Origin of the sequence: Sorangium sp. So ce296, assembly GCF_051529605.1 — a bacterium.
Lineage (GTDB): Bacteria > Myxococcota_A > Polyangia > Polyangiales > Polyangiaceae > Sorangium > Sorangium cellulosum_D.
The window spans coordinates 12,467,004-12,478,452 of sequence record NZ_CP150325.1; the positions used below are offsets into that span (position 1 = coordinate 12,467,004).

At 79.0% G+C, this 11,449-nt stretch carries 2 protein-coding genes; both read right to left on the reverse strand.

The window, feature by feature from the left end:
* Positions 1-67 precede the first annotated feature (67 nt).
* On the reverse strand, positions 68-4,750 hold the full coding sequence (locus WME98_RS45975; RefSeq protein WP_437947963.1) for a type I polyketide synthase: 4,683 nt from the start codon (positions 4,748-4,750) through the stop codon (positions 68-70).
* A complete protein-coding gene (locus WME98_RS45980) occupies positions 4,747-11,337 on the reverse strand; it encodes a type I polyketide synthase (RefSeq protein ID WP_437947964.1) in 6,591 nt (2,196 codons plus the stop codon). Before WME98_RS45980 ends, WME98_RS45975 begins: the two co-directional genes overlap by 4 nt.
* Between the last annotated feature and the right edge of the window lie 112 nt (positions 11,338-11,449).

Below are 11,449 nucleotides of genomic sequence, written 5' to 3' on the forward strand. Positions count from 1 at the left end.
GTCGGTCACCCGCGCGCGGGGGCCTCGCTCTCGGCGAGGGCGGCTCTCCTGCCGGCCCGCGCCCGCCTCACGCTCCGCGCAGCAGCCGTCGCACCTCGGCGTCCGGCAGCTGCTCGATCTCGCCGAGCATGTCCCCGAGCGCCGCGCCGCCGGCGGGGCAGGGGGCGGCCGCGAGCTCGCCCGAGGCGGGCAGATCGAGGCCGAGCGCGCCGGCGAGGTGGCGCGTGAGGTCGGCGAGCGTGGGGTGTCGCCAGGCGAGGGTGACCTGGAGCGGCACGCCGAGGCTCGCCTCCAGCAGGCGGCGCAGCTCGGTGGCGAGGAACGAGTCCATGCCCAGGTCGCTCCAGGAAGCGCCGAGGGGCATCTGATCGGCGGGAGTGCCGAGCACCAGGGCGGCGAGCCCGAGGACGTGCTGCTCCAGCGCGGCGCGCCGCGCCGCGGGCGTGGCCTGCGCGAGCATGGCGCGCGCGGGCGCGATCCCGCCCGAGGGGGCCGGCTCCTGCCCGAGCAGCGCGAGCCAGCGGGCGTCGGCGCGGCGGCGCTCCGCCGCCAGGCCCGCGGGGTCGAGCGGCAGCGTGAGCACGTGCGGCGGGGCCGCCGCGGCGGGATCAAGGAGGCGGCCGAGCAGCGACAGCGCGTCGTCCTCGGCGATGCCGGCCATGCCGCGGCGCTCGAAATAGGCGTGGGCACGGGCCACGCGCGGGTCGCTGGCCATGCCACGGCCGGACCAGGCGGCCCAACCGATGCTCAGCGCGGGGAGGCCGAGGGCGCGGCGATGGCGCGCGAGGGCGTCGAGGGAGGCGTTGGCGGCGGCGTACGCGGCGGCGCCCGGGACGCCGATCCAGGCGGCGACGGACGAGAAGAGCACGAAGGCGTCGAGCGGGCTCTCCAGGGTGAGGCGGTGGAGGTTCCAGGCGCCGGCGAGCTTGGGCGCGAGCAGGGCGCCGAGCGCGCGGGGCGCGAGATCGGTGACGAGCGCGCGCTCGGCGACCCCCGCCGCGTGCACGACGCCCCGCAGCGGCGGGAGCGCCCCCGCGGCGCGCGCGAGCAGGGCCGCGAGCTGCTCGGCGTCCGCGACGTCGGCGCGCTCGACGAGGATGCGGGCGCCGCCGCGCGACAGGTCGTCGACGACGCGCGCCGCGGCCTCGCCGGGGGGGCGCCGGCCCACGAGCACGATCGCCTCCGCGCCCTGCCGGGCGAGCCAGCGAGCCACGGCGAGGCCGAGCGCGCCGAGGCCGCCGGTGACGAGCCAGGCGCCGGCGACGGGGGGCGCCGCGGCCGAGGGCAGGGGCAGCGGGGCGACGCGGGGCACGAGCCTCGCGCCGCCGCGCAGGCCTACCTGCTCGGCGCGGTCGTCCGATCGCAGCACCTCGGCGAGCGCGCCGAGCTCGGGTTCGCCGGGCGCGGCGAGGTCGACGCTGGTGAAGGCGAGCTCGGGATGCTCGGCGGCGATCCCCCGCCCGAGGCCCCACAGGGATGCCGCGGCCAGGGACGCGGCGTCGCGGGGCGCATCCACGGCCGCGCCGGTGGTGACCAGCCAGAGCCGGGGCGGAGCGCGGCAGGCGGCGAGCGCTTGCGCGGCGTGCAGCAGGCCGGCCGCGGCGGCCTCGGCGTCCCGGAGCAGGACCGCGCCGGTCAGCGCGTCCGGCGCGCGCTCGCGGAGATCGAGCGCGCCGAGGTGCACGACGCCGCGGCAGGGCGGCGCGGGCGCGGCGAGGAGCGCGTCGATGGCGGCGCGGAGCTGCTCGGGCTCCTCCACGCTGACGCGCGCGCAGGTGTCGCCGGCAGCGCCCAGCCGGGCGGCGAGCGCGCCGGCCGCGCCGCGCGCCCCGCCGAGCAGGATCCAGCGGCCCGGGGCCGTCGGCGCCGGCGGCGCCATGACGGGGCGCGGCTCCGGCCTCCAGGTGACGCCGTGGACGACCGGGGGGGCGGCGGCAAGGCCGACCCCCTCCGGTGCGGCGGACAGCGGCGGCGCCGCCTCCGTCGCCGCGGCGCGCGGGCGGGCGGGCGGCGCACCGGGGATCGGAAAGCGCTGCCGCTGCCAGGGGTAGGTGGGCGCGGGGACGCAGCGCGCGCGGCCCGGGTGGAGGCGGGCCCAGTCCACGGGGCGGCCCTCTGTGTAAAGCGCGGCGAGCGCCTCGAGCATCGCTCGCCGCTCGCCGCGATCGCGGCGCAGCGAGGCGAGCGTGAGCGCCTGCCGCTCCGTGCGGCGCGCGGCGTCGTCGACGGACGGGAGCAGCGCGGGGTGCGCGCTGAGCTCGAGGAAGATCCCGTGGCCGTCCTCGAGCAGGCGCTCGACGGCGGGCCAGAAGAGCACGCGATCGCGCACGTTGCGGGCCCAGTGCGCCGCGCCGAGATCCGGCCCCTCGACGCGTGCGCCGGTCACGGTGGAGTAGAGGGGCAGCGCCACGGGCCGCGGCGCGAGATCCGCGAGCGCGGCGCGCAACGCGTCCGCGGCGGGGCGTACGGCGGGGCCGTGGAATGCGTGGGGGGAGCGCAGGCGGCGCGCGGCCACCCCACGCGCGGCGAGCCGGGCGAGCGCGGCGTCGAGCGCCTCGACGGGCCCCGAGAGCACGGCCTCGCCGGGGCCGTTCCAGGCGGCGATCGCGAGGCGGTCGTCCTCGCCGCGGAGCTGCTCCTCGGCGTCGGCCGGCCCGAGGTCGATCGCGGCCATGGCGCCGCGGCCGGCGCTGAGCGCCAGGCTCTCCGCGCGGGTGCACACGACGCGCACCGCCTCGGCCAGGCTCAGCGCACCGGCCAGGTAGGCGGCCGTCACCTCGCCCAAGCTGTGGCCCACCACCGCGTCCGGCAGGACTCCCCAGGAGCGCCACAGCGCGGCCAGCGCGGCGCTGAGCGCGAAGATCAGGGGCTGGCCGATGGTCACCAGGTCGGCGCGCGCCGGGTCGGAGTCGGCCGCGATCTCCTCGAGCAGGCTCCAGCCCGCGCGGCGCTGGACCTCGGCGTCGCACGCCTCGAGCTCGCGGCGGAAGGCGGGCTCGTCGCGGAGGAGCTCGCGCCCCATCCCCGCCCGATGCGCGCCGGTGCCCGGGCAGACGAAGACCAGGCGGTGCGGCCGCCGCGCGGACGGGCGCGCTCCGGCGCCGTCGGACCGGAGCGCCGCCGGATGCGCCTCGCCGCGCGCGACCGCGGCGAGCGCGGCGTCGATCTCGCCGCGCGACGCCCCGACGACGGCGAGGCGGTGCTCGAAGTGAGCGCGCCGCGCGCCCGCCGTGTACGCGAGATCCGCGAGGGCGGCCGAGGGCGCGGCTGCGATCGGCTCGCGGTACGCGGCCGCGAGCGCGCGGAGGGCGGCGGGGTCGCGGGCCGAGAGCGGCAGGAGCACGGCGCGTCCGGCGGGCGCGGCCTCGGTCGCGGGAGGGGGCGGGGCCTCCTCGACGACGATGTGCGCGTTCGTGCCGCTCAGCCCGAACGAGCTGACCCCGGCCACGCGCGGTCTGCCGGCGCCGGGCCAGGGCAGCCTCGAGGTCGCCAGGCGGAGGCGCGTGCCCTCGAGCGAGATGCGGGGGTTCAGGGCCTCGAAGTGGAGGTTCGCGGGGATCGCGCCGTGCTCCATGGCGAGCACGACCTTGATGAGCCCGGCGACGCCGGCGGCCGCCTCGAGGTGCCCGAGGTGGGGCTTCAGCGCGCCCAGCGCGCACGGCGGACCGCTGTGCGCGCCGCCCAGCACGGCCGCGAGCGCCTCCACCTCGATGGGGTCGCCGAGCGGGGTGCCGGTGCCGTGCGTCTCCACGTACGTGACGTCCTCGGGAGCGACGCCGCTGCGCTGGAGCGCGGCGCGGAGCAGCTCTTCCTGCGCGCGCACGCTGGGCACGGTCAACCCCGCCGAGCGCCCGTCCTGGTTCACGGCCGAGCCCCGGAGCAGCGCCAGCACCGGGTCGCCGTCGGCGCGCGCCCGCGACAGGCGCTTGAGCGCCACGAGCCCGCAGCCCTCGCCCCGCACGAAGCCGCTCGCTCGCGCGTCGAAGGTCCGGCAGCGGCCCTCGGGCGAGAGCGCGCCGTTCAGCCGCGCGCCCATCTCCATCGTGGCGGGCGAGAGCATCAGGCTCACGCCGCCGGCGAGCGCGAGATCGCACTCGCCGAGGCGCAGGCTCTGGCAGGCGAGGTGCACGGCCACCAGCGAGGAGGAGCACGCGGTGTCGACGACCAGGCTGGGGCCCATGAGCCCGAACACGTGCGAGATCCGGCCCGCCGCGAAGCCGCGGAACGCACCGGTGCCGGTGTGCAGGTCGAAGCGGGACGGGTCCCCGGCGGCGCTGCGCTCGCGGTGGTCGTCGTGCATCGCCCCGACGAAGACGCCGGCGGCGCTGCCCGCGAGCCGCTCGGGCACCTGGCCCGCGCGCTCGAGCGCCTCCCAGGCGACCTCGAGCAGGATCCGCTGCTGTGGATCCATGCTCGCCGCTTCCCGGGGCGAGACGCCGAAGTGATGCGGGTCGAAGGCGTCGATGTCGCGGAGGAAGGCGCCCCAGCGCGCGGCGCGCTGCGCGGGCGCCGGGTCCGCGGCGGGCGCGAGGGGCCAGCGGTCCGGCGGGACCTCGGTCACCGCGTCGGCGCCGCCGTCGAGCAGCCGCCAGAGCGCCTCGGGCGACGAGGCCCCGCCCGGGAAGCGGCAGGCCATGCCGATGACGGCGATGGGCTCGGCGCGCTCGCGGCGTAGCGCGTCGAGCTCGGCGCGGAGCTCCTCGATCGCGGCGAGGGCGCGCTTGATCGGGGAGGCCTGCGCGTCGCTCAAGGCGCCCCTCGCCGCTCCAGCGCCCCGAGTCGCTCGAGGAGCAGCGCTTCGGCCTCCGCCTCGGACAGGCGGAGGATCGCCTCCTCGGCGAGCGCGGGCGGGTCACCGCCCGGCGAGGCCGAGCGAGAGCCCGCCGGGGGCGCGGCCGGCGCGCGCGACGCCGGCGCGTCGCCGAGGCCGAGCTCCGCGAGCAGGTGGGCCGAGAGCGCCTTCACGCTCGGGTAGGCGAAGAGCAGCGTGGCCGCGAGCCGGAGGCCGAGGCTGGCCTCCAGGCCGTTGCGCAGGTCGAGGCTCATCAGGGAGTCCATGCCGAGATCGAGGATCGGCCGGGTCAGGTCGAGGCGCGCGACGTCGACGCCGACGACGCGCGCGATCTGCTCGGCAAGGTGGGCCTCGATCAGGGCGCCGCGCGCCTCTGGGCGCGCCCTCGACAGCGCGTCCCGCATGCCCGCCGCCGACGAGGGCAGGGCGTGCTCCCCCGCGCTCCGCAGCGCCGACCAGAAGGGCGAAGCCGCGGCGCCCGGATGCGACTCCAAGAAGCGGAGCGCGTCGAGGCGGACCACCCCCCAGGTGCCGGCGGCGCCGGCCCCGAGCAGCCGGCCGAGCGCCGACAGTCCCTCGGCAGGGCTCAAGCTGCCGACGCCCCGGCGGCCGAGCCGGGCCCCGCGGCGCTCGTCGGCCGCCGCGAGGCCGACCTCGGAAAAGGGCCCGAACGCCACGCTGAGGCCGGGCAGGCCGGCGGCCTGGCGGGCGCGCGCGAGGGCGTCGAGGAAAGCGTTGGCGGCAGCGTAGCTGCCTTGCCCCGCGGATCCGAAGAGCGAGGCGACGGACGAGAAGAGCACGAAGAAATCGAGCGGCAAGGAAGCGGTGAGCGCGTGCAGGTTCCAGGCGCCCCGGGCCTTGGGCGCGAGGACGCGGGCGAGGCGCGGCGCGTCGAGCTCGAGCGCGGTGCCGTCGTCGAGCACCGCCGCGGCGTGCATCACGCCGCGCAGCGGCGGCCCCTCGCGCGCGATGGCGTCGAGGAGCGCGGCGAGCTGCGCGCGGTCCGCGACGTCCACCGCCGCGGCGTCGACGCGCGCGCCGGCCCGACCGAGCTCCGCGATGACCTCGGCGGCCGCGCCGCTCGGCGCGCGCCGCCCCGCCAGCACCACGCGCCGCGCGCCGCGCGCGACCATCCAGCGCACGAGCCTGAGGCCGAGGCCGCCGAGCCCGCCGGTGACGAGGTAGGTAGCGTCCGGCGCCAGCTGCGGATCTGGCGCCGGCGCGAGCGGGGCGCGGACGAGGCGCGCGGCGCGTCGGCCGTCCGCGCGCAGCGCGACGCGATCCTCGCCGTCGGGCGCGAGCAGCTCCGCGAGCAGGGCCTCCGCCTCGTCCGAGCGGGGCGCCGGATCGAGATCGACCGAGGTGCAGCGCAGCTCCGGGTGCTCGAGCGCGAGCGCCTGACCGAGGCCCCACAGCAGCGCCTGTGCGGGCCGCGCGGGCTCGGCCTCGCGCACGGCCTGGGCGCCGCGCGAGACCAGCCAGAGCCGCGGCGCGTCGCGCGTCTCTCGGCGCAGGATGGCCCGGGCGGCGCCGAGCGCGCCGAGGAGACCGAGCCGCGCGACGGCCTCGATCGCGTCGAGGCCCGCCTCTGGCAGCGCCGGCGCGTCCAGCGCGCCGAGGTGCACGACACCCCGCAGCGGCACGCCGCCCGCGAGGGAGAGGTCGCCGAGCGCGCGATGCGCCCCCGGATCGGCGGGATCCAGGCGGTCGACGCGGCGCGGGGCGCGCGCGCCGGCCGCCGCGCGCACGCAGCGATGGCCCCGCGCCTCGAGCCGAGCCGCCAGGGCCGCGCCCAGCCCGCCCGCGTCCCCCACGATGACCCACGTGCCCGCGTCGGGCGAGGAGCTCCCCGGCGGCGCCGCGGCCCGCAGCGGCCGGGGCGCCCACGAGACGCGGTGCAGCCACGCGTCCGAGGCGCGCGTCCCGTGGAGCTGGCCGAAGCGCACTCCGCTGGCCTCTACCAGCACCCGGCCGCGCGCATCCAGCCACGCGAGATCGCCGCGCGGCAGCTCGCCGCCCACCGCCGGCCGGAGCCGCGCGCGCACCCACGCCTCGCGCGGCAGCGCCTCGTACACGCGGAGCCGCTCAGCACCGGCGGGCACGTAGGCGATCCCTGCGGCGCCGGCGCCGCCAGGCGAGCCGGCCGCCGCCCCGGGCCCCTGCTCCAGCGCAGCGCCGAGGAGCCTTGCGAGCAGCTGGAGCCCGCCGTCGATGAGCGCGGGCTGGAGGATCCAGCGACCGGGCTCGAGAGCCGGAGCGGCGGGCGCGACGAGGCGGGCCAGGGCCTCGCCCGGGGCGCGCCAGAGCTCCACGAGCCCCTGGAACGACGGCCCGTAGACGAGCCCGCGCGCGGCGAGGTCGGCGTAATGGGCGGCGGCGTCCTCGGCGACGGCCCGCTCCGGCGGGGCTGGCGGCGAGGGCTCCGCGCCGGGCGCGCCGTCCGCGGGCTGCGCCTCGCCGCGCGCGTGTACCACCCACGCCTCACCGCCCTCCTGCAGGCTCGCCACCTGCACCGAGGCGCCCGCCCCCGGCCCAGGCGTGACGGCCACCTGGACGGTCCGCGCGCCCGTGGCTGGCAGCGCGAGCGGGCGCTCGAAGCGCAGATCGTCCAGCACGACGCCTCCGGGGGCCCTGCCCGCCGCGGCCGCGAGCGCCATCTCCGCCAGGACGGCCGCGGGGACGATCACCTCGCCGAGGACGCGATGGTCCGCCAGCCAGCGCGGCGCGCCGGCGCGGAGGCGCCGCTCCCAGAACCGGGCGCCTGGCTGCGTGGCCACGGTGAAGCCGCCGCCGAGCAGCGGGTGCTCGCCGGTCCGCGCGGGGCGCTCCGGCGCTTCGGCCGGGGGCGCGTCGAGCCAGAAGCGCGTCCGCTGCCACGGGTACGAGGGCAGCGAGACGCAGCGGCCGCCGCGGGGATGCAGCGCTCGCCAACGGACGTCCACCCCCGCGGCGTAGAGCGCGGCGAGCGCCTCGAGCATCGCGCGGCGCTCCGCGCGGCCGCGGCGCAGGGTGGTGATGACGCGGCCCGCGGCGCCCGCGGCGGCGATCGCGCGCTCGAGGTACGTTGCGAGGGCGGGGTGGGGGGAGATCTCGACGAGCACGTCGGCTCCGAGATCCAGCGCGGCGCGCGTCGCCGCCGCGAGCTGGACGGGCTCGCGCACGTTCCGGCCCCAGTAGCGCGCGTCGAGCTCTGCGCCGGAGGCGCGCGCGCCTGTCACCGTGCTGATCAGGGCGCGCGCCGCGCGCCGCGGCGCGAGGCGGTCCAGCGCGCGCTCGAGCGCGTCGCCGAGCGGCGCCACCTGGGGGCTATGAAAGGCGTAGCGGACCGGCAGCGGTCGGACCTCGACGCCCCGGCCGCGGAGCGCGCGCAGCACCTCCTCGAGCGCCGCGGTCTCCCCGGACAGCACCACCGAGCCCGGATCGTTGACCGCGGCGATGGCCACGCGGCCCTCGTGGCCGGCGATCGCGCGCGCCGCCTCCTCGGGCGCGAGCTCGACGGCGGCCATCGCGCCGAGCCCGGTCGCTCGCTGAAGGAGCCGCGATCGGTGGTGCACCACGACGAGGGCGTCGTCGAGCGTCAGCGCCCCCGCCGCGCAGGCCGCTGCCACCTCGCCGAGGCTGTGGCCGAGCAGCAGCTCCGGCTCGACGCCCCACGATACGAGGAGCTCCATCAAGCCGAGCTGGACGGCGAAGAGGGTCGGCTGGGCGATCTCGGTGTCGTGCAGGCGCCTCGAGGCCTCGCCCGCCTCCAGCGCGGCTTCGAGCGACCAGCCTGCGAGCCGCCGCCAGCGCTCGTCGCAGCGCGCGATCGCCGCGCGGAACACGGGCTCCGAGGCGGAGAGCTCCCTGCCCATCCCTGCCCATTGCGTGCCCTGGCCCGAGATCACGAACGCGATCCGGGGGCGCCGCAGGGCGGGCGCCGGGGCGCGCTCGGCCGCCGCGAGGGCGTCGAGCGCGGCGCCGATCTCCTCGCGGGAACCGCCGACCGCGGCGGCGCGATGCTCGAGGTGGCTGCGGCGGACCGCGGCGGTGTAGGCGATGTCGGCGAGCAGCGCGCGTCGGCCCGCCTCCGAGGCGAGATGAGCCCGGTGCGCGCGCGCCAGGGCGGCGAGCGCGGCCGGATCCCTCGCAGACAGCGGGACGATCTCCACGCGCGCGGGGCACGGGGCGCGCTGCCCGGCGGCGGCCTCGCGGACCGCGGCCAGCGCGTCGAGCATCGAGCGGCGCTCGTCCTCGCCGCGCCGGAGCGACGGGAGCACCACCGCGGCCCGCCCGGCGTGCGCCAGGATCGCCTCGAGGTCCTGCTGCAGGATCGGCTGCGCGCTCACCTCCACGAGCACGGCCGAGGGCTCCGCGGCGGCGCAGGCGACCGCCTCGGCGAAGCGCGCCGGCTCGGCGATGCTCCGCTCCCAGTGCGCCGCGTCGAGCGACTCGCCCCGCGCTGCGCCGCCGGTCGCGCTGGAATAGAGGGGTACCCGGGCCGCGCGGGGCCGGAGCCCGGCGAGCGCCGCGCCGAGCTCCGCACGCGCGGCGGGGCAGGCGAGCGCCGGCCCGTGCGCGGCGACGTCGCCCCGCACCGGCCGCCACCCGACGCCGCGGGCGGTGCACGAGGCGAGCACGTCGCCGAGCGCCTCGGCGTCGCCGGACAGCACCGTGGCCCCGGGGCTCGCGTGCACCGCGACCCGGAGCCGATCCGCGCGCCCCTCGATCAGCGCGGCCGCCTCGGCCGGGGGCAGGTCGACGTGGGCCATGGCGCCGCCCCGCGCGCGCGCGGCCCGCCGGGCCAGGCGCAGCGCGATCTCCATCGCCTCCTCGAGGCTCAGCGCCCCGACCACGTGCGCGGCCGCGACCTCGCCGACGCTGTGGCCCACCACGGCCGCGGGCTCCACGCGCCACGATCGCAGCAGCGCCGCGAGCCCGATCTCCAACGCCACCAGCGCAGGCCAGGCCACCTCGACGTCCTCCAGCGCGGCGCTCGCCGCGCCGGCCGCGATCGCTGGCAGGATCGCCGGGCCGCCGAGGCCATGGAGCGCGTCGGCGCACGCCTCGAGCGCCGCGCGGAAGACCGGCTCGCGCTCGAGCAGCGCGCCGCCCATGCCCGGCCGCTGCGATCCGTGGCCCGCGAACACCAGGATCACCCGCAGGCCTGGCGCGTGCGCCTCGCCCTCGGGCGCTGGCGGCTCGGCGAGGACCAGGTGGGCGTTGGTGCCACCGAAGCCGAACGCGCTCACGCCGGCGAGGGCGGGCTCGGCGGGCGAGGGCCAGGGGCCGATCTCGGTCTGCACGCGCAGGCGCCACGCCTCGAAGGGGACGCGGGGGTTCGGCGTCTCGAAGTTCAGGCTCGGCGGCACGGCCCCGCGCTCGACGCAGAGCGCGGCCTTGATCAGGCCCGCGGCGCCCGCTGCAGGCTCGAGGTGCCCGATGTTGGTCTTCACGGATCCGATGCGGAGCGGGCGGTCCGCCGGCCGGCCCGCGCCGAGCACCTCCCCGAGCGCCTCCGCCTCCACGGGGTCGCCGGCGGACGTGCCGGTGCCGTGCGCCTCGACGTACTGGACCGCGGCCGGCAGGACGCCCGCGCTCCGGTAGGCGCGGCGCAGGAGCGCGGCCTGCGCGCGGGCGCTCGGGGAGCTCAGCCCCGTCCGGCCCCGACCGTCGTTGTTCACTGCGCTGCCGAGGATCACGCAGCGGACGCGGTCGCCGTCCTCGCGCGCGCGCGCGAGGAGCTTCAGCACCACGACGCCCACGCCCTCGCCCCGCACGTAGCCGTTGGCCCGCGCGTCGAAAGAGAAGCACCGGCCGTCGGGCGACAGCCCGCCGAACTTGGTCATGGCCACCGTGCTCTCGGGCGAGAGAATGAGGTTCACGCCGCCCACGAGCGCGAGCGACGACTCGCCCGCGCGCAGGCTCTGGCAGGCGAGGTGGACGGCGACGAGCGCCGAGGAGCAAGCGGTGTTGAGGGCCACGCTCGGCCCCTCCAGCCCGAGCGCGTACGAGACGCGCGCCGCCAGGATGCTGAGATCGTTGCCCGTCGCCGTGTGCTGCGAGATCGCCTCGCCGCGGGCGCCGGGCAGCCGGCCATAGTCGCGCCACATGGCGCCCAGGAACACGCCCGTCGCGCTGCCGGTGAGCCCCGCCGCCGGGATGCCGGCGTCCTCGAGCGCCTCCCAGCTCGCCTCGAGCGCGAGGCGCTGCTGCGGGTCCATGTGCGCGGCCTCGCGCGGCGAGATGCCGAAGAAGGCCGCGTCGAAGCGGTCGACCTCGCCGAGAAAGCCGCCCGCGCGCGTGAGCATCTTGCCGGGGGCGGCCGGATCGGGCGCGTGGTAGGCTTCCGCGTCCCAGCGGTCTGCAGGGACGTCGCGGATGGCCTCCGCGCCGTCGCAGAGGAGCTTCCAGAGATCCTCGACGCTCGGCGCCCCGGGGAAGCGGCCGGCCATCCCGATCAGCGCGACCGGCTCGGCGGGCTCGACGCTCCGGGGGTCCTCGCGGCGCCTTGCGCTCGTGTCGCAGGCCCCCACCTGCTTGTCATCCGTCGAGTACAGCGGCACGCGACCTCCCGGGAACGAGCGAACCTCGCGTGGAAAGTCCGCTGAATACGTGAGAACTTCGGGATCAGCAAGCCGGCGCGGGCCGCTGTGGGTCGTGACATGCGCACGCGCG